The sequence below is a fragment of the Streptomyces ipomoeae 91-03 genome (genome assembly GCF_000317595.1).
GTDB lineage: Bacteria > Actinomycetota > Actinomycetes > Streptomycetales > Streptomycetaceae > Streptomyces > Streptomyces ipomoeae.
Window position 1 is genome coordinate 37,426 of record NZ_AEJC01000621.1, and the last position, 17,448, is coordinate 54,873.

A 17,448-nucleotide genomic window follows, 5' to 3' on the forward strand; every position below is an offset into this window, starting at 1 on the left:
GTGATGTCGTCCTCGTCCGTGCCCTTGTCCTCCTCGTCATTGTCCTCGTCATTGTCCTCGTCCATGTCCTCCTCGTCCTCCGTCCCCCGGCTGGTCATCGCCGCGCCCTCCTCGGGCAGCGGCAAGACCACCGTCGCCACGGGGTTGATGGCCGCGTTCGCCGCGCGGGGGCTTGCCGTGTCCCCGCACAAGGTGGGGCCGGACTACATCGATCCCGGGTATCACGCGCTCGCCTGCGGGCGGGTGGGGCGGAACCTCGACGCGTATCTGTGCGGGCCGGAGTTGGTCGCGCCCCTGTTCGCGCATGGCGCGCGCGGGTGCGACATCGCCGTCGTCGAGGGTGTGATGGGGATGTACGACGGGGCCGCCGGGGAGGGCGAGTTGGCGTCCACCGCGCAGGTGGCGAAGTTGTTGCGGGCGCCGGTGGTGTTGGTCGTGGACGCGTCGTCGCAGTCGCGGTCGGTGGGGGCGTTGGTGCACGGGTTCGTCTCGTGGGATCCGGAGGTGCGGGTCGGGGGCGTGATCCTCAACAAGGTCGCCTCGGATCGGCATGAGGAGTTGTTGCGGGAGGCGTTGGAGTCGGTCGGGGTGCCCGTGTTGGGTGTGCTGCGGAGGGCTCCGCAGGTGGATACGCCGTCCAGGCATTTGGGGTTGGTGCCGGTTGCCGAGCGGCGGGCTCGTGCCGTGGAGGCGGTCGCGGCGATGGGTGCGCAGGTGGCGGGCGGGTGCGATCTGGAGGCGTTGGTCGCGCTGGCACGCGGTGCGGGGGCGTTGTCGGGTGCGGCTTGGGATGCGGGTGCGGCTTTGGTTTCTTCGGCCCCGTCTCTGGGGGCTGCCGCGCCCAGAGCCCCGCTTCGGTCTGAACGGCCTCGTCCTCAAACGCCGGACAGGCTGATTCTGCCGGGGCCGGCCAAGAAGGTGCCCGGAGTCGGAGCACCAATCGTCGCCGCGGCGCCGGTCGTCGCCGTCGCCGGTGGTCCCGCGTTCACCTTCTCCTATGCCGAGCATGCCGAGTTGCTTGTCGCCGCCGGGGCCGAAGTCGTTGTCTTCGATCCGCTCAAGGATGAGCAGTTGCCCGACGGGACTCGCGGGTTGGTCATCGGGGGTGGGTTTCCGGAGGTGTACGCCGCCGAGTTGTCCGCCAATGAGGCGTTGCGGAAGGCCGTGGGTGAGCTGGCGTCGGGTGGGGCGCCCGTTGCCGCCGAGTGTGCGGGGCTGCTTTACCTCTGCCGGGAGTTGGACGGGCAGCCCATGTGCGGGGTGCTCGACGCGACCGCTCGGATGGACTCGCGGCTCACCCTCGGGTATCGGGACGCCGTGGCCGTCAGTGACAGTGTGCTCGCGGCGGCCGGGACCCGGATGCGGGGGCACGAGTTTCATCGGACGGTCGTCGAGCCGGGAGCCGGGGCGGCTCCCGCCTGGGGCGTACGGGCGCCCGCGCGGCGGGTCGAAGGTTTTGTACAGCGGGGTGCGCACGCGAGTTATCTGCACACGCACTGGGCGTCGGAGCCCGGTGTCGCCCGTCGGTTCGTGGAGAGGTGCCGGACGTCATGAGCAGCAGGTTGATCGGAGTGGGCGTCGGGCCGGGTGACCCGGAGCTGGTGACCGTCAAGGGTGTCAACGCTTTGCGGGACGCCGATGTCGTCGTCGTGCCCGTCATGGGCTCACTTGATGGAAAGGACGGCGGGGAGCCGGGGCGTGCCGAGGCGACCGTGCTGCACTATGTGGCGGCGGACAAGGTCGTACGCGTGGTGTTCGCGCTGAACGAGCGGACCGACCGGGCGCGGCGGGAGGCCGCCTGGGACGCTGCCGGGGAACGGGTCGCCGAGCTGCTGCGCACGCGTTCCAGCGTCGCCTTCGCCACCATCGGTGACCCGAACGTGTACTCCACGTTCACGTATCTCGCGCAGACGATCGCAGAGGTCGTACCGGGGACCGTCGTCGAGACCGTGCCCGGCATCACCGCCATGCAGGATCTCGCGGCGCGCTCGGGTGCCGTGCTGACGGAAGGGACCGAGCCGCTGACGCTCGTGCCCGTGACGGCGGGGGCGGCCGTGCTGAAGGACGCCCTCAACGGGCCGGGGACCGTCGTCGCGTACAAGTTCGGGCGGCAGGCGGCGGAGGTCGCCGAGGCGTTGCGCGAGACCGGGCGGATCGACGACGCGGTGTGGGGGTCCGCGCTGGGGCTGGCGGAGGAGTCCATCCAGGCCGCCGGGGAGCTGGACGGTCGTCCGCTGCCCTATCTCTCCACCCTCATCGCCCCCGCCCCGCGCGGCGGTGGACGCGGCGGCAAGCTGTGAGCGTTCCCGGTGCGCCGGTGTGGGGCGAGCCCGGCTGCGGTGCGCGGCGCCCGGCAGCCTCGCGTTCACTCCGTCACTCCCACCACCACCCAGATGAACACCGCCCCGGCGATCGTGCACAGCAGCGTGGAGCGGGCCGGGTGTTCATGGTGGGCCTCGGGGAGGATCTCGGCGGCGGCCAGGTACAGCAGTCCGCCGCCGAAGAAGCCGAGATAGCAGCCGAGGGGTTGTTCCGGGATCGTGAAGAAGAGCGTGGAGGCGGCGCCCAGTACCGGGGCCGCCGCGTCCGCCACCAGCATCGCGATCGCTCGGCGGCGGGCGTTGCCGTACACGCTCGTCAGTGTGTACGTGTTGAAGCCGTCCGCGAAGTCGTGAGCGATCACCGCCAGCGCGACCGCCACGCCCATGCCCCCGCCGACCTGGAAGGCCGCGCCGATCGCCACGCCGTCCATGGCGCTGTGGCCGACCATCGCGGCGGCGGCCGTCAGACCCACCTGCGGGGCACGGCCATTGTGCTCCTCCGCACCGTGCGCGGCCTGCCGGGCCGCCAGCAGGCGTTCCACCAGGTGGGCCAGGAGGAAGCCGGCGACGAACAGCAGCAGGGCGGCCGGTACGCCGAAGACCGCGTCGCCGGCCGCCTCCAGGGCCTCCGGCAGCAGATCCAGGCCGACCACGCCCAGCATCAGGCCGCCGGCCAGGCCCAGCACCAGATGGCGGCGGTCCGTCACGCGTTGTGCCGTCCAGCCGCCGAGCAACGTCATGAGGAAGGCGCCGAGCGCTACGAAGACCGCCATGTTCCTTTGCTACCGGATGAGCCGGGCCCCGCGTTCGCGGCGCCCCGAGCTGGAGTGCCCTTGAGGGGGCCGTTTTCGGCTGCAGGTTCGTTGTGGCTGGTCGCGCCCACGCGGCGGAGCCGCGAATGTCCCAGCCCCGCGCCCCTTGAGGGGCGCGCCACATCACCGGAAGAGGCACGATGACCCCCGCTACCGATACCCCCTCCGCCAAAGTGACCTTCGTCGGGGCCGGGCCCGGGGCTGCTGATCTGCTCACGTTTCGGGGCGCGCGAGCCATCGCCGAGGCCGATGTCGTGATCTGGGCGGCCAGCCTGGTCCAGGCGGAGGTCCTCGACCACGCGCGCGAGGGCGCGGAAATACTCGACTCGGCGGCCATGTCGTTGGAGGACGTCGTCGCCGTGTACGAGCGGGCCCTCGCCGAGGGGCTGAAGGTGGCGCGGATTCACTCCGGGGACCCGGCGCTGTGGGGTGGTACGCAGGAGCAGCTGGACCGGTGCCGGGAGATCGGGATCGCCGCCGAGGTCGTTCCCGGGGTGTCCTCCTTCTCCGCCGTCGCGGCGCTCGCGCAGCGGGAGTTGACGATTCCGGAGGTCGCGCAGTCCGTGATCCTGACCCGGCTCGGCGGGGGCAAGACGCCCATGCCGCCCGGCGAGGACGTACGGGAGTTCGCGCGGCACGGTACGACGATGGCGGTGTTCCTGTCCGCCGCGCGCAGTGGGCAGTTGGTGCGGGAGCTGCTGGAGGGCGGTTACCCGACGACGACGCCCGTCGTGGTGGCGTACCAGGCGACCTGGCCCGAGGAACTGGTCGTGAAGTGCACGATCGGCACGTTGGAGGAGACCGTCAAGGAGCACAAGCTGTGGAAGCACACGCTGTTCCTGGTCGGCCCGGCCCTCGACGCCCACGGCACGCGCTCGCACCTCTACCACCCGGGTCACTTCCACGGGTACCGGAAGGCGGACCCGGCGGCGCGCAAGGCCCTGCGTGAGGCAAACCGGGAAGCGGCTCGTGAGACACGTCGTGAGTCGGGTCGTGAGTCGCGGGAACAGGGTGCCACGCCGTGATCAGCGTCATCGGTACGGGCACGGGGGCGCCCCTTCCCCCGGACGCCGAGGCGGTGTTGGCCGAGGCGGCGCTCGTCGTGGGCGGGCGGCGGCATCTGGAGGCGGCGCGGCTGCCGGAGGCCGCTGAGCGGGTGGTGCTGGGGCCGTTGGCGCCCGCGCTCGATGTGATCGAGAAGTACATGGGCGAGCGGGTCGTCGTGCTCGCCTCCGGTGACCCGGGGTTCTTCGGGATCGTGCGGGCGCTGGCCGAGCGGTTCGGGGCCGACGCGCTGGACGTACGGCCGGGGGTGTCGTCCGTGGCCACCGCGTTCGCGCGGCTGGGGCTGACCTGGGACGACGCGGTCGTGGTGAGCGCCCATGGACGTGAGCTGCGGACCGCGCTGAACGTGTGCCGGGCGCGACCCAAGGTGGCGGTGCTGACCGGGCCGGGCGCGGGTCCCGCCGAACTGGGCGCGGGGCTCCACGCGGTGGGCGCTCGGCGGGTGCTCGTCGTCGCGTCCGCGCTGGGCGACCCGGAGCACGAGCGGGTCGAGCGGGTGACTCCGGCCGAGGCCGCCGGACGCGACTGGGGCGGGGCGGTGAGCGTCGTACTGTGCCTCGGTGTCGAGGAGGAGGGCCGTACGGTCGCTCCGATGCGTACCGTCGCCGGGGGCGGGCGTCTAGCTCCCTCCCGATGGGCCCTCGACGAGGGCGAGTTCGCGCACCGCGACTCGATGATCACCAAGTCGGAGGTACGGGCCCTCGCGCTCGCCCGGCTCGGGCCGCGGCTCGGGGATCTGGTGTGGGACGTCGGCGCGGGCTCCGGTTCGGTGGCCGTGGAGTGCGCGCGGCTCGGCGCGGCCGTCACCGCCGTCGAGAAGGCGGCGGACGACGTGGCGCGCGTCCACGCCAACGCCGCCGCGCACGGCGTCGACGTCCATGTGGTGCACGGTACGGCGCCGGACGCGCTGGACGGCCTGCACGGGGACCCCGACGCCGTGTTCATCGGCGGCGGGGGCCGCGAACTGTCCGCCGTCGTCACCGCGTGCGCGCGGCGCGCCCGGCGGACCGTGGTGGTCGCCATGGCCGCGCTCGACCGGGTGCCCGCGGCCCGGGAGGCGCTGCTCTCCGCCGGGTTCACCTGTGACGGTGTACTGCTGCAGTCGTCCCGGCTGGCGCCGCTGCCGGGGAACGTGACCCGGCTGGCCGCCACCAATCCCGTATTTCTGCTGTGGGGCGTTCGGCCTCCGGCGCACAACGAAGGAGTTGACCGGTGATCGGCCTGATCTCCGCGACCGCCGCGGGGGCCGTTGCCGCCCAGCGGCTCGCCTCGGCGTGGCCCGAGCGGACGCGTGTCTACGAGGGGCCCGTACGGGATGCCGTGCGGCGCGCGTTCGGGGAGTGCGAGCAGTTGGTGTGCTTCCTCGCGACGGGGGCGACGGTACGGGTGCTCGCGCCGCTGTTGGCCGACAAGGCGACCGACCCCGGTGTGGTGTGCGTCGACGAGGGCGGGCGGTTCGCCGTCTCGCTGATCGGCGGGCATGGTGGGGGTGCCAATGAACTCGCCCGTGAGGTGGGTGAGTTGCTGGGCGCGGAGCCGGTGATCACTACGGCCACGGATGCGGTGGGGGTGCCGGGGCTGGACACGCTGGGGCTGCCGGTCGAGGGCGATGTGGCCGGGGTGTCTCGGGCCGTGCTCGACGGGGAGGCTGTGGAGCTGGACCTGGAGATCGGCTGGCCTCTGCCCGCGTTGCCGTCGAACGTCGGGCACTCGGCGTCACAGCGAAGCCGGGCACCACGGCAAGCCCCCGTGATACGCGTGACCGACCGCGTGCTTGAGCCCGCCGAAGGCCAGGTCGTCCTCCGTCCTCCCTCCCTCGTCGTCGGCGTGGGTGCCTCCAAGGGCGCCCCCGTCGACGAAGTACTCGCTCTCGTCGAGAAAGCCCTCCACGACGCCGGCCTCTCCCCCAAGTCCCTCGCCGAGATCGCCACCGTCGACGCCAAGGCCGACGAACCCGGCATCGTCGAGGCCGCCGAACGCCTGGGCGTGCCCCTGGTCACCCACTCCGCCGAGGAGTTGGCGGCGGTCGAGGTGCCGAACCCCTCCGACGCGCCGCTCGCTGCCGTGGGCACCCCTTCCGTCGCGGAGGCCGCCGCGCTCGTACGCGGGGGTGAACTCCTCGTCGCCAAGCGGAAGTCGGAGCGGGCTGACGGGCGGCCGGCGATGGCGACCTGTGCGGTCGTGCGGCGGCCGGCGCGTGGGCGGCTCGCGGTGGTGGGGCTCGGACCCGGTGCGCGGGATCTGCTGACGCCCCGCGCCAAGGCCGAGCTCCAAGGCGCCTCCGTGCTCGTCGGGCTGGATCAGTACGTCGACCAGATCCGGGATCTGCTGCGACCCGGCACCCGCGTTCTGGAGTCCGGGCTCGGCGCGGAGGAGGAGCGGGCGCGGACTGCCGTGGCTCAGGCGCGTAAGGGGTATGCCGTCGCGCTGATCGGGAGCGGGGACGCGGGGGTGTACGCCATGGCGTCGCCGGCGCTCGCGGAGGCGTCCGACGACATCGACGTGATCGGGGTTCCGGGCGTGACGGCGGCGCTCGCCGCCGCCGCGATCCTCGGGGCTCCGCTCGGGCACGACCATGTGTCGATCAGCCTCTCCGATCTGCATACGCCGTGGGAGGTCATCGAGCGGCGGGTGCGTGCGGCGGCCGAGGCGGACATCGTGGTGACGTTCTACAACCCGCGCAGCCGGGGCCGGGACTGGCAGTTGCCGAAGGCGCTCGCGATCCTCGCCGAGCACCGGGAGCCGACGACGCCGGTCGGTGTCGTACGGCAGGCCTCGCGGCCGGACGAATCCGCCCGGGTGACGACCCTGGCCGCACTCGACCCGGCGACGGTCGACATGATGACCGTGGTGACCGTGGGCAACACGGCGTCCCGGACCATCGCGGGGCGCATGGTGACGCCGCGCGGCTACCGCTGGCAGACGGACACACAGACGGAGCCCCGGACGAAGACCCGGACAAAGACCCAGGAGGCGGCGGGATGAACCGGGTGGTCCACCCCATCGAGCAGGAGTCCTTCCGGCGGCTGCGCGCCCGCCTGGACACCTCGCACTTCCCGCCGCTGACCAGGGCGGTCGTGGAGCGGGTCATCCACTCCGCGGCCGATCTGGAGTACGCGGACGACCTCGTCATGGACGAGGGCGCGCTGCGGAAGGCGCATGCCGCGCTGCACGCCGGAGCGCCCGTCGTCGTGGACGTGGAGATGGTCGCGGCGGGCATCACGCGCCGCGAGACCGTCTGCCGGCTCAAGGACGCGACGGCCGGGCCGGGGCTGACGCGCTCCGCGCACGCGGTCCGGCTGGCGTACGAGCAGGTCGGGCCGGGGGCGTTGTGGGTGATCGGCTGCGCGCCGACCGCGCTCGAGGAGCTGCTCACCCTGGACGCCTCCCCCGCGCTCGTCATCGGGCTGCCCGTAGGGTTCGTCGGGGCGGCCGAGTCCAAGGCCGCGCTGCGGGAGAGCGGGCTGCCCGCCGTCAGCAATGTGTCCGAGAAGGGCGGGTCGGCGGTGGCCGCCGCCGCGCTCAACGCCCTGCTGTACCACCCTTTTTCCCATACCGATCCCGATCCTGAGGAGAAATCGTGACCACCCCGCCGCCCGCCCTGCTCATCGCCGGTCATGGCACCCGGGACGATGCGGGAGCCGAGGCGTTCCGCGAGTTCGTCGGGGAGCTGGGACGCCGCCACCCCGAACTGCCCGTCGCGGGCGGCTTCATCGAGCTGTCCCCGCCGCCGCTGGGCGACGCGGTCACCGAGTTGGTGGAGCGGGGGGTGCGGCGGTTCGCCGCCGTACCGCTGATGCTGGTGTCCGCCGGGCACGCCAAGGGCGACATCCCGGCGGCGCTGGCCCGCGAGAAGGAACGGCACCCGGGGATCTCGTACACCTACGGCCGTCCGCTGGGCCCGCACCCGGCGCTGCTGAGCGTCCTCGAGCGGCGGCTGGACGAGACGCTGGGCTCCGCCGGGCGCACACCGGGCGACCGGGCGGATGTGACCGTGCTCCTGGTCGGGCGGGGGTCGACGGACCCCGACGCCAACGCCGAGGTGTACAAGGCGGCCCGGCTGCTGTGGGAGGGGCGCGGATTCGCGGGCGTGGAGACGGCGTTCGTGTCGCTGGCGGCGCCGGATGTGCCGAGCGGCCTCGACCGGTGTGTGCGGCTGGGCGCGAAGCGGATCGTGGTGCTGCCGTACTTCCTGTTCACCGGCATCCTGCCGGACCGGGTGCGGCAGCAGACCGAGGGCTGGGCCGCCGCGCATCCGGAGATCGAGGTACGGTCGGCCGATGTCATCGGGCCGGAGCCGGAGTTGCTGGATCTGGTCATGGAGCGGTACCGGGAGGCGTTGGAGGGCGATCTGCGCATGAACTGCGACTCCTGCGTCTACCGCGTCGCGCTGCCCGGCTTCGAGGACAAGGTGGGGATGCCGCAGCAGCCGCACTTCCACCCGGACGACGACGGCCACCACCACGGCAACGGGCATCACCATCACCACGGGGGACACTCGCACTCACATGCACACTGAACGGGACACGGCCGGCGGGCACAGCCTGCGCCACGGGGACCGAGGCCGCGAAGAGCCCGGTCACGACTCGCACCGGCACGGCCACGATCCGCGGCATCAAGGTCACGACCTGCGGCATCACGGTGACGCCGAGGTCCGGGACGGCGGGGCCGCGCTCATCGACCTGGCCGTGAACGTCCGTGCCGACACACCGCCGGGCTGGCTGCGGGAGCGGATCGCCGCGTCGCTGACCGGGCTGGCCGCCTACCCCGACGGGCGGGCGGCCCGGGCGGCGGTGGCGGCCCGGCACGGGCTGCCGGTGGACCGGGTGCTGCTGACGGCGGGCGCCGCCGAGGCGTTCGTGCTGCTGGCGCGTGCCCTGAAGGTCCGTCACCCGGTGGTGGTGCACCCTCAGTTCACGGAACCGGAGGCCGCGCTGCGGGACGCCGGGCACACCGTGGACCGGGTGCTGCTGCGGGCGGCGGACGGCTTCCGCCTCGACCCGGCGGCCGTGCCGAAGGGCGCGGACCTGGTCGTCGTCGGCAACCCGACCAACCCGACGTCGGTGCTGCACCCGGCCGGGGTGATCGCCCGACTGGCGCGCCCCGGGCGGACGTTGGTGGTCGACGAGGCGTTCATGGACGCTGTGCCCGGTGAGCGCGAGGCGCTGGCCGGGCGGACGGACATACCCGGTCTCGTCGTGCTGCGCAGCCTCACCAAGACCTGGGGGCTCGCGGGGCTGCGGATCGGCTATGTCCTCGCCGCGCCCGAGACGATCGCGGAGCTGGAGCGGGCCCAGCCGCTGTGGCCGGTGTCCACGCCCGCCCTCGCGGCGGCCGAGGCGTGTGTGTCGGACCGGGCCCTGGCGGAGGCGGCCGAGGCGGCCGGCCGCACAGCCGCCGCTCGCGCCCATCTGGTCGCCGGGCTCAAGGAGTTCGGCCCCGACGGTCTGGTCGTCGCCGAGCCCGCCGAGGGCCCGTTCGTCCTGGTCCGGCTCCCCCGCGCGGCAGCCGTACGACGCCATCTGCGCACCCTCGGCTTCGCCGTGCGCCGCGGTGACACCTTCCCGGGGCTGGACGAGGAGTGGCTGCGCCTGGCGGTCCGGGACCGCACGACGATCAACGGCTTCCTCCAGGCGCTGGACCAGGCCATGACACTGGCGGACCGCTGAGCGGAGGGGGCTCAACGGTCCGCCGGGACCAGGTCGGTCAGATGTCAGGGCGTCAGCACAGCGAGCTGTGCTTGCAGTGCATCTTCACGCCCATCTTGTGGTTGAAGTCCTGCCACTTGCCGCGCGCGAACGACTTGTTGACGCTGTCCGGAACGGTCGGCTTCGCGACGTAGGCCCAGACGTGGAGCATCAGGTAGCCGGTCTTCTTCTCGTTGTAGAACTGGAAGTAGACCTTGGAGCCCGCGCCGTCGAAGTGGCCCTTCTGCGCGACGAAGTACCAGCCGTTCTTCACACCCTTCGAATAGAACTTGACCGGTGCGTTCTTGCAGCCGAAGGGGCCGGCCGCGCAGGCCTTCAGCTTGATCAGCTGGCCCTCCTTGGGGTACTTCTTCGGCGCGTTCTTCACGGGGAACGTGCAGTTGAAGCACTTCTTCAGTTCCTGCATCGGCTCGCTGGCCTTCCAGGGCCGGCCGATGTACTTGGCGTTGTTGGGCTTCACGTGGAAGCGCCAGTCGTAGAACTTGCGGAGCTTCACGGCAGCCGCGGCCTGGGACTCCTGCTTCGCGACCGTGGTCTCGGTCTTCTTGGCGACAGCCGAAGCGCTGCTGGCGGAGGCGGCGCCGGCCGGGGCGAGGACCGCGAGCATGGCGGCCCCCGCGACCGCCAAGGACGACAGTCTGCGGAAGAGGGGTGAGCGGTTGAGCACGGATGTCTCCCTGTGATGGGGCTGGACGACTGAGACGGACGTGCGGTGCGCAACCAAGCTAGGGATCTCACAGGTTCCCCAAAATTGTCCCTTCGGCCACTGCCCCTTGGGGAGCGTCAACACTCAGGACACATACGGCGTTTCATCACCGAGCACCCGCTCCCTGGTGCCGTCCGGGAAGCGGATCTCCACGCTCCCGTCGACGCCGACGGCCGCGCTCGCCCCCGAGTGCGACACCCGCGAATCGCCGCTGAGCACGACGAGTGTGACCAGGAGCGGGGCGGCGTCTCCTTCGAGCACGGGCGTCGCCGAGTGGTGCCCGTACGCGTTGGCGTCGAGGGCGTGTACGACGGCACCGGCCCCGTTCCAGCCGTGCAGGCCCACGATGGCGCTGGTCAGCCCGTCCGCACGGCGGGCCAGCGCCCGGGGCCCCGGCCCGGACTCCCCCACGGGCGGCGCCGTGTCGTCGGCCACCGCCCACCCCCCTTCCCGCACCCGTGTACCCGGCGGTACGTCGAGGCGGTGCACCCGTGCCTCCCACGGACCGTGCACCACGCTCACCGTCTCGATCCGGTGGCCCAGGGCCTCGTGCCAGGAGGCGGCGCGACGGCCCTCGACGCCGAGCGGGTGGATACGACCGCGCGGGGACGGGGTGCCGTCGGGGCCGAGGAGGGCGAGGTGGTTGTCGGGGCCGGTCGGGGTCTCGGGCGCGGTGCCGCTGGAGTAGGCGAACTTCGCGTAGTGCGGGCTGTCCTCGGCCGAGGCGGGCGTCGGTGGCAACCGGTCACTGCCGTGGTTGACCAGCCGTACGAGCCCGTCGGCGGCGGTGGAGTGCAACAGCCAGCCGGGGGCGGGCAGCGCCAGGGTCACGTCGGCCGTGTCGATGGGGGCGGCCTCTTCCGGTGCCGTCCACACCGGGTGGTCCTCGGGGAGCAGCAGCCCCAGGAAGGCCTTGCTCGCCCAGTACGGGGAGGCGGGACCCGAGTAGCGCTGGGTGACGGGGAGGTAGGGCCGGTACCAGCCGAGGGTGAGCAGCCCCCGCTCGTCGGGCACACCGCGCTCGGCGAAGTGCTTCAGCGCACCCGAGGCGAGGCGACGGGTCAGGCCCGGCGGGAGCGGGGTGGCGTCGGCGAGGGCGCCCGCCCAGAGCGGGGCGGTGGTGGCGAAACGATAGGTGAGTGAGCGCCCCTGGTGGACGGGCGCGCCGTCGGCGCCGAAGAAGTGCTGATGAACGGCGAGGAATTCCCGCAGCCGGGCTCGGTGCCGGGTCACGGTGGCCGCGTCCGCCCGCGAACCGGCGATCCGCTCCCACAGCACCGGGTAGAGGTGCAGCGCCCATCCGTTGTAGTAGTCGAACTTCCGCCCGTCCCCGTCGGTGTACCACCCCCCGCCCCGATACCAGTCCTCCAGCCGCGCGAGCCCGGCGTCGATCTCGGCCCGGCTGTGCGGGGCGCCGACGGAGGCCAGGAACTCCTCCGTGATCACCTGGAAGAGCCGCCAGTTGGAGTCGTTGACATGGGCGCCGACGAACCCACCGAGCCACTCGACGACCCGTTGCCGTACGGCGTCGTCGAGCCGGTCCCACAGCCACGGCCGGGACTCGTGCAGGCCGATGGCGATGGAGGCCGCCTCGACCATGGGCTGGGCCCGGTCGGTGATGGGCGGCCAGTGCTCGGGATGGGACGGATCGGTACCGGCACCGAGCCCGGCGACGTACCGCTCGACGAGGGTCGGGTTCACGCGTCCTTGTGATCCCGCGATCCGGAAGGCGGCGAGAAGAAAGGAGCGGGCATAGCCTTCGAGCCCGTCGGACCAGGGCCCGGAGTGGCTGGGCGGCCCGGGGAGCCGGTACTGGGCGAACGTGGGTGAGGCGTAAGGAAGCAGACCGTCCAGAAGACGGTCGGCCATGGCCTCCCAGTGGGCACGGGTCCAGCCGGTGAGGGGGGAGAGGGTGTGGTCGGTGGGTGGGAACAAGCGCGTCGAGTCGTCTGGAAGGGACACATGCGGCGCGGTCATAGGGGGTTGGCTCCTCCATCTGTCAGGTCAAGTGCAGCGCGCCCCAAAGGGGCGCGGGGAACCGCGCGACCAGCCACAAACGACCCGCACCCTCACGACGGCCTTCGAGCGGAGCGTGAGGGTGCCGCAACACTCCGCCGCACAACAATGTGCGTACCCAGCAAGTGATGCGAACCGGCCGCATGCTCAGGGTCACGCAAAGCGATCCGCACAGCAGCCCGCCCCAGCTCCTCCGCGGGAGTACGCACCGTGGTGAGCGGCGGATTGAAGTCCTCCGCCAGCGGAATGTCGTTGTACCCGACCACAGAGATGTCCTCGGGAACGCGCAACCCCACCTCGGCGATCGCGCGGAGCGCCCCGGCCGCGACCATGTCGTCCCCGGCCACCACAGCCGTGAACTCCCGTGGCCCCTTGAGGAGTTCACCCATCGCGCGGAGCCCGTTCGCCCGTCCGAGCCCGCAGTCGACGACATGCGCGGCCTCCGGCGGCAGCCCGTGCTCGGCCAGAGCCGCCCGGTACCCGGCGACCCGGGCGTCGAGCGCGGTGTTCCCGGGCAGCCCGCCGAGGAAGACGACGCGGCGGTGACCGGCGGAGAGAAGATGCCCGGTGATGGCACGGGCCCCGGCCTCGTTGTCGAACTCGACGACCAGGGCCGGGATGTCGGGGTCGGGGGCGGGCCGCCCGCAGAGCACGAGCCGCGCCCCGGACGCGTCGAGGGCCTGCGCGTAGTGGGCGACGCGCGAGCGGTACGCGTCGTCCTCGACGACGCCACCGACCAGGATGACGAGCCGCGCCCCTTCCTCTCGCATGAGCCGTACGAAGTCCATCTCGCGCTGCGGGTCCCCGCCGGTCGCACCGACGACGCAGAGCCAGCCACGGTCGGCGGCCTCCGCCTCCACTCCCTCCGCGACCTGGGCGTAGAAGGGACTGGTGACCTGTCGTACGACGACGGCGGCCATCTTCCGGCCGCCGCCGACGAGCGCGCGGGCGTGGGCGTTGGCGACGTAGTCGAGGTCGCGGGCGGCGCGCAGGACGCGGGCCCGGGTGGCGGCGGGCACCGGGTGGTTCCCGCTGAGCGCGCGGGAGGCGGTGGCCACGGACACCCCGGCCCGCTCGGCGACCTCCCGGATCGTGACCCGCCCCTTGGCCGCCGGTCCTTTGGCCCCCGGTCCCTTGGACACCATGTCGTTCTCCATCCCCCACGTCTCCCTTTCCACCGGCGGCTGTCGCGGTACCGGCCGCGACCTGCTCCGCCCGGCCCGCCGCTGCCCCGGCTGTCGTACGGCCCGCCGCTGCCTGGTTGATGCGGCTCGCCCCTGCGGGGCTCAGGTGTTGGCCGCGTGGTCCAGCGCGAATTCCTCGGCCATTCTGTCGCCGCCGCGCCGGCGCCACTTCTTCACCGTCGCGTCCCACTCGGACAGCGGGAGCCGGCCGGCGACGATGCCGGTGACGGTGTCGTCGATGAGGGCCTTGAGGGTGGCACCCTGCGCGTTCTTGGTCGCGGACTGCAGTCCGAAGGAGGCGTCGCGGATGGCGTGCGGGACGACCTTCCGCTGCCAGGTGTGCAGGGCCCGTACGGCGTCCGGCATGCCCGGCACGAACAGCACCTGCGGCCCTTCGGCGAGGTACTTCAGCGGCAGGTTGGTGTTGTTCTCGACCTCGCCGAGCTTGGTGGCCTGCGGGGAGCCGTCCTCGGCGCGGGTGAAGTGGGTGCCCTCGACGCCGTAGTGGACGAGTTCCCACTCCTGGCTGCCGAAGGGGGCGGCGAGGTAGTCGAGGATGCGGAGCAGCAGTTCGACGCGTTCCTTCTTGGCCTTCTTCAGCACGGTGTAGCCGAAGGAGCGGCGGGCGGCGACGATGCCGCCGGGTTCGCCGCCGACGCTGTACGGGAGGGCCGCCGCCGGGGTCAGCTTGCCTCTGCTCTCGCGGTACTTGGGCAGATAGGCGCCGAAGCCGTCCTGCATGGAGCCGACCGTGCCGTTGTAGTAGAGGGTGGTCAGGTCGATCTGGGAGACCGAGGTGGCGTCGGGGTGGTAGGAGCCGTCCTTGCGCAGCCGGGCCTGGAAGGCGATCGCCGCCTTGTAGCGTTCGTCGGTCCACGCGGGCTCGAAGGTGCCGTCCGCCGTGACGGCCCATGCCATGGGCGCGTTGTGGGCGGCGGCGTGCACGGCGTTGCCGAAGAGGGAGCCGGCGGCGGCGCCGAGGGCGTAGGTACGGCCGCCGGTCGCCTTCTTGGCGACGGCGGCGAAGTCGTCGGCGGTCCAGCCCTCCCGCATGCCGGCGTCGGTGAACATGTCCTGGTTGAGCCAGAGCGTGGAGCCGGGCAGGGGGCGTTCCAGGGGGATGCCGTGGATCCGGCCGCCGATGCGGCCCATGTCGCGCCAGGCGTGGGTGGGGATGTTCGCGAGGTTGGGGTAGTCGGCGATGGCGTCGCCGGAGAGGAACGGGGTGAGGTCCTCGGCCCGGCGCCGCACGAACTCGGGTTCGCGGGGCAGGACGAAGCCGGAGAAGAGGTTGATGATGTCGGGCAGGGCGTCGGCGTCGCCCGCCATGACGGTCGCCATCTTCTTCTGGTAGTCCGCCTGGGAGATGATCATGTACTCGATCTTCACGCCGAGGGCCTTCTCCACGGCCGCCCAGAACCGGTTCGCCGAGGCCGGCTTGGGCGGGGTGCCGAACGACACCGACATGACCTTGACCGTCGAGCCGTCGCCCGGTGTACGGGAGACGGACTTCACCAGGTCGGACGGGTAGGCGGTGTAGCCCGCCTGGACGCCGGCCCCGGTGGGCGCGAGGTCCGGCTTCGGACCGCCCGCCGGGGTGTACGTCGGCCAGGGCGCGAGTTTCTTGCCCACGTTGGAGACGTCGCTGTCGCCGGAGCCGGTGGAGCAGGCGGTCAGCAGGGAGGGGGCGGCGGCTGCGGCGCCACCGACGGCCATGGAGCGGAGCAACGTGCGGCGGGACATGCGGGGCATGGGTGAACCACCTCGTGTCGGCTGGGTCGGCTTGTGTCAGCCGTGTCGGCTTGTGTCAGCTCTTGATGGCGCCGGTGAGCACGCCCTTCGTGAAGTACTTCTGCAGGAACGGGTAGACGAGCAGGATCGGTACGGTGGCGAGCACGAGCACCGCCATCTGCACGGTCTGCGGTGCGGTGACGGTGGCCTCGCCGGTCGTCGCGTCGGTGAGCCCGGACCCGGCGACCACGTAGGTCCGCAGTACCTGCTGGAGGGGCCAGTGGTCGCTCTCCAGGTACAGCGAGGCGTAGAACCAGGAGTTCCAGTACGCCACCGCGTAGAACAGTCCGACGACGGCGAGCGCGGCCTTCGACAGCGGCAGGACGATCGAGACGAGCACCCGCCAGTCCCCCGCCCCGTCCAGCCGGGCCGCCTCGTACAGCTCCTCGGGGATGCCCTGGAAGAAGCCGCGCAGAACGACCAGGTTGAAGACGTTCACGAGGACGGGCAGGACCAGCGAGGCGTAGCTGTCCAGCAGGCCCAGCTCCTTGACCAGCAGGAAACTCGGGATCATGCCGGGCGGGAAGAGGAACGTGAACAGGATCAGCAGCAGTACCGGCCTGCCGCCGAGGACGCCGGGGCGGGAGAGCGCGTAGGCGAGGGTGACGGTGCAGGCGAGGCTGAGCAGGGTGCCGACGACCGTGACGCCGGCGCTGACGCCGAGCGCGTGGGTGACGATGCCGCCGTCGAGGATGTCGCGGTAGGCGTCCAGCGAGGGCTCGGTCGGCCAGAGCACCCAGCCGCCGTTGGCGACGACCTCGTCCGTGGAGGCCAGGGACGTGGACACGATCACCAGGAACGGTACGCAGACCAGCAGTACGACGGCGGCGAGGGCGACGGCTTTCGCCGCCTGGGTGAGCGGCTTCGGCTTCTCCAGCCAGCCGGGGCGGGCGGAGTTTCGGGCGTGGGCGCTCACTTGTAGACCCCCTGTTCGCCGAGCCGGTGGGCGACCTTGTTGGCGGCGTAGACGAGGAGGGCGCCGATGACGCCCTTGAACAGGCCCGCGGCGGCGGCGAATCCGTAGTCGCCGCCGACGATGCCCTGGTAGTAGACGAAGGTGTCGATGATCTCGGCGGTCTCCGGGCCGACCGCGTCGCGCTGGAGGAGCATCTGCTCGAAGCCGACGGAGAGGATGTCGCCGAGCCGCATGATCAGCAGCAGCACGATCACCGGGCGGATGGCGGGCAGCGTGACGTGCCAGAAGCGCCGCCAGGGGCCCGCGCCGTCGATCGCGGCGGCCTCGTACTGCTGCTCGTCGACCTGGGAGAGCGCGGCGAGGAAGATGATCGTGCCCCAGCCGGCGTCCTTCCAGATGACCTGGGCGACGGTGAGCGGCCGGAAGGCGTCCGGGTCGCCGATGATGTCGACGGTGCTCAACGCCATGGTGTCCAGCGAGGAGTTGAGCAGTCCGGTGTCGCCGAGCACCTGCTGGAAGAGGGCGACGACGATCACCCATGAGATGAAGTGCGGCAGATACGCCACCGACTGCACGAAGCGGCGGACCGTGCTCCAGGTGAGGCTGTGCAGCAGCAGGGCGAGGGCGAGCGGCACCGGGAAGTAGAAGACGAGCTGGAGGACGGCGATCCAGAGCGTGTTGAGAACGGCCGCCCAGAACGCCCCGTCCTCGAACATCCGCCGGAAATTGCCCGCGCCGACCCAGGGGCTGCCCCAGATGCCGTCGAACGGCACGTACTCCTTGAAGGCGATGAGGTTGCCGGCCAGTGCGCCGTAGTGGAAGAGCAGGAAGTAGGCGAGGCCGGGGAGCATCAGTAACAGCAGCGACCGTGATTGGAAACGCTTTCGCCGCTGTTGCGCATCACCCGCCGGGCGTCGATCCTCGCTGAC

At 72.0% G+C, this 17,448-nt stretch carries 15 protein-coding genes; 8 read left to right on the forward strand and 7 right to left on the reverse strand.

Annotation, left to right across the window (positions count from 1 at the left end):
• Window positions 1-63: 63 nt before the first annotated feature.
• Together STRIP9103_RS40185 and cobI are read left to right on the forward strand one after the other, a co-directional pair.
• Window positions 64-1,554: a cobyrinate a,c-diamide synthase gene (locus STRIP9103_RS40185; RefSeq protein WP_086019385.1), complete on the forward strand. Its 1,491-nt coding sequence runs from the start codon at window positions 64-66 to the stop codon at window positions 1,552-1,554.
• Entirely contained in the window at window positions 1,551-2,300 is a 750-nt protein-coding gene (cobI, locus tag STRIP9103_RS40190; RefSeq protein ID WP_009337974.1) for a precorrin-2 C(20)-methyltransferase, read from the forward strand. Before STRIP9103_RS40185 ends, cobI begins: the two co-directional genes overlap by 4 nt.
• Window positions 2,301-2,365: 65 nt before the next feature.
• Here the strand turns inward: cobI and STRIP9103_RS40195 are convergent, their stop codons facing one another.
• Complete coding sequence (locus STRIP9103_RS40195; protein ID WP_009337957.1) at window positions 2,366-3,094, reverse strand: ZIP family metal transporter; 729 nt, start codon at window positions 3,092-3,094, stop codon at window positions 2,366-2,368.
• Window positions 3,095-3,273: 179 nt separating this feature from the next.
• On the opposite strand from STRIP9103_RS40195, the gene cobM reads away from it, so the two are divergent.
• Genes cobM through cobC form a run of 6 tightly spaced genes read left to right on the forward strand, consistent with a single transcriptional unit; the run spans window position 3,274 to window position 9,867 of the window.
• Window positions 3,274-4,158 (forward strand): precorrin-4 C(11)-methyltransferase, encoded by an 885-nt coding sequence (gene cobM / locus STRIP9103_RS40200; RefSeq protein ID WP_048821881.1) that lies wholly within the window; start codon window positions 3,274-3,276, stop codon window positions 4,156-4,158.
• A complete protein-coding gene (locus tag STRIP9103_RS40205; RefSeq protein WP_009338021.1) occupies window positions 4,155-5,414 on the forward strand; it encodes a bifunctional cobalt-precorrin-7 (C(5))-methyltransferase/cobalt-precorrin-6B (C(15))-methyltransferase in 1,260 nt (419 codons plus the stop codon). The genes cobM and STRIP9103_RS40205 overlap by 4 nt, the downstream gene beginning before the upstream one ends.
• The gene (cobJ, locus tag STRIP9103_RS40210) at window positions 5,411-7,183 is read left to right on the forward strand and encodes a precorrin-3B C(17)-methyltransferase (protein WP_009338045.1); all 1,773 of its coding nucleotides are present in this window, start codon (window positions 5,411-5,413) and stop codon (window positions 7,181-7,183) included. The genes STRIP9103_RS40205 and cobJ overlap by 4 nt, the downstream gene beginning before the upstream one ends.
• Window positions 7,180-7,782 (forward strand): precorrin-8X methylmutase, encoded by a 603-nt coding sequence (locus STRIP9103_RS40215; protein WP_009338024.1) that lies wholly within the window; start codon window positions 7,180-7,182, stop codon window positions 7,780-7,782. The genes cobJ and STRIP9103_RS40215 overlap by 4 nt, the downstream gene beginning before the upstream one ends.
• Window positions 7,779-8,717: a sirohydrochlorin chelatase gene (locus STRIP9103_RS40220; RefSeq protein ID WP_009338064.1), complete on the forward strand. Its 939-nt coding sequence runs from the start codon at window positions 7,779-7,781 to the stop codon at window positions 8,715-8,717. The genes STRIP9103_RS40215 and STRIP9103_RS40220 overlap by 4 nt, the downstream gene beginning before the upstream one ends.
• Window positions 8,707-9,867, forward strand: a complete 1,161-nt coding sequence (gene cobC / locus STRIP9103_RS40225) for an Rv2231c family pyridoxal phosphate-dependent protein CobC (RefSeq protein ID WP_009337955.1) — start codon at window positions 8,707-8,709, stop codon at window positions 9,865-9,867. The genes STRIP9103_RS40220 and cobC overlap by 11 nt, the downstream gene beginning before the upstream one ends.
• 52 nt (window positions 9,868-9,919) lie before the next feature.
• Here the strand turns inward: cobC and STRIP9103_RS40230 are convergent, their stop codons facing one another.
• From STRIP9103_RS40230 to STRIP9103_RS40255, 6 genes are all read right to left on the reverse strand, one after another.
• A complete protein-coding gene (locus STRIP9103_RS40230) occupies window positions 9,920-10,573 on the reverse strand; it encodes a hypothetical protein (protein ID WP_009337963.1) in 654 nt (217 codons plus the stop codon).
• A gap of 123 nt (window positions 10,574-10,696) precedes the next feature.
• Window positions 10,697-12,589: a DUF2264 domain-containing protein gene (locus tag STRIP9103_RS40235; RefSeq protein WP_009338060.1), complete on the reverse strand. Its 1,893-nt coding sequence runs from the start codon at window positions 12,587-12,589 to the stop codon at window positions 10,697-10,699.
• Window positions 12,590-12,681: 92 nt separating this feature from the next.
• Window positions 12,682-13,785 (reverse strand): LacI family DNA-binding transcriptional regulator, encoded by a 1,104-nt coding sequence (locus STRIP9103_RS40240; protein ID WP_009337980.1) that lies wholly within the window; start codon window positions 13,783-13,785, stop codon window positions 12,682-12,684.
• 129 nt (window positions 13,786-13,914) lie between these two features.
• Window positions 13,915-15,564, reverse strand: a complete 1,650-nt coding sequence (locus tag STRIP9103_RS40245) for an extracellular solute-binding protein (protein ID WP_009338053.1) — start codon at window positions 15,562-15,564, stop codon at window positions 13,915-13,917.
• Between the two features lie 55 nt (window positions 15,565-15,619).
• Window positions 15,620-16,519: a carbohydrate ABC transporter permease gene (locus STRIP9103_RS40250; RefSeq protein WP_009338043.1), complete on the reverse strand. Its 900-nt coding sequence runs from the start codon at window positions 16,517-16,519 to the stop codon at window positions 15,620-15,622.
• A complete protein-coding gene (locus STRIP9103_RS40255) occupies window positions 16,516-17,370 on the reverse strand; it encodes an ABC transporter permease (RefSeq protein ID WP_048821884.1) in 855 nt (284 codons plus the stop codon). The genes STRIP9103_RS40250 and STRIP9103_RS40255 overlap by 4 nt, the downstream gene beginning before the upstream one ends.
• Between the last annotated feature and the right edge of the window lie 78 nt (window positions 17,371-17,448).

What these genes read in the sequence shown, in the direction of transcription:
- STRIP9103_RS40255 (WP_048821884.1), bottom strand. Translation starts at nt 17,370, where the DNA reads ATGCTCCCCGGCCTCGCCTACTTCCTGCTCTTCCACTACGGCGCACTG.
- STRIP9103_RS40185 (WP_086019385.1), top strand. Translation starts at nt 64, where the DNA reads ATGTCCTCCTCGTCCTCCGTCCCCCGGCTGGTCATCGCCGCGCCCTCC.
- STRIP9103_RS40245 (WP_009338053.1), bottom strand. Translation starts at nt 15,564, where the DNA reads ATGCCCCGCATGTCCCGCCGCACGTTGCTCCGCTCCATGGCCGTCGGT.
- STRIP9103_RS40235 (WP_009338060.1), bottom strand. Translation starts at nt 12,589, where the DNA reads ATGACCGCGCCGCATGTGTCCCTTCCAGACGACTCGACGCGCTTGTTC.
- cobC (WP_009337955.1), top strand. Translation starts at nt 8,707, where the DNA reads ATGCACACTGAACGGGACACGGCCGGCGGGCACAGCCTGCGCCACGGG.
- STRIP9103_RS40215 (WP_009338024.1), top strand. Translation starts at nt 7,180, where the DNA reads ATGAACCGGGTGGTCCACCCCATCGAGCAGGAGTCCTTCCGGCGGCTG.
- STRIP9103_RS40240 (WP_009337980.1), bottom strand. Translation starts at nt 13,785, where the DNA reads ATGGAGAACGACATGGTGTCCAAGGGACCGGGGGCCAAAGGACCGGCG.
- cobM (WP_048821881.1), top strand. Translation starts at nt 3,274, where the DNA reads ATGACCCCCGCTACCGATACCCCCTCCGCCAAAGTGACCTTCGTCGGG.
- STRIP9103_RS40195 (WP_009337957.1), bottom strand. Translation starts at nt 3,094, where the DNA reads ATGGCGGTCTTCGTAGCGCTCGGCGCCTTCCTCATGACGTTGCTCGGC.
- cobI (WP_009337974.1), top strand. Translation starts at nt 1,551, where the DNA reads ATGAGCAGCAGGTTGATCGGAGTGGGCGTCGGGCCGGGTGACCCGGAG.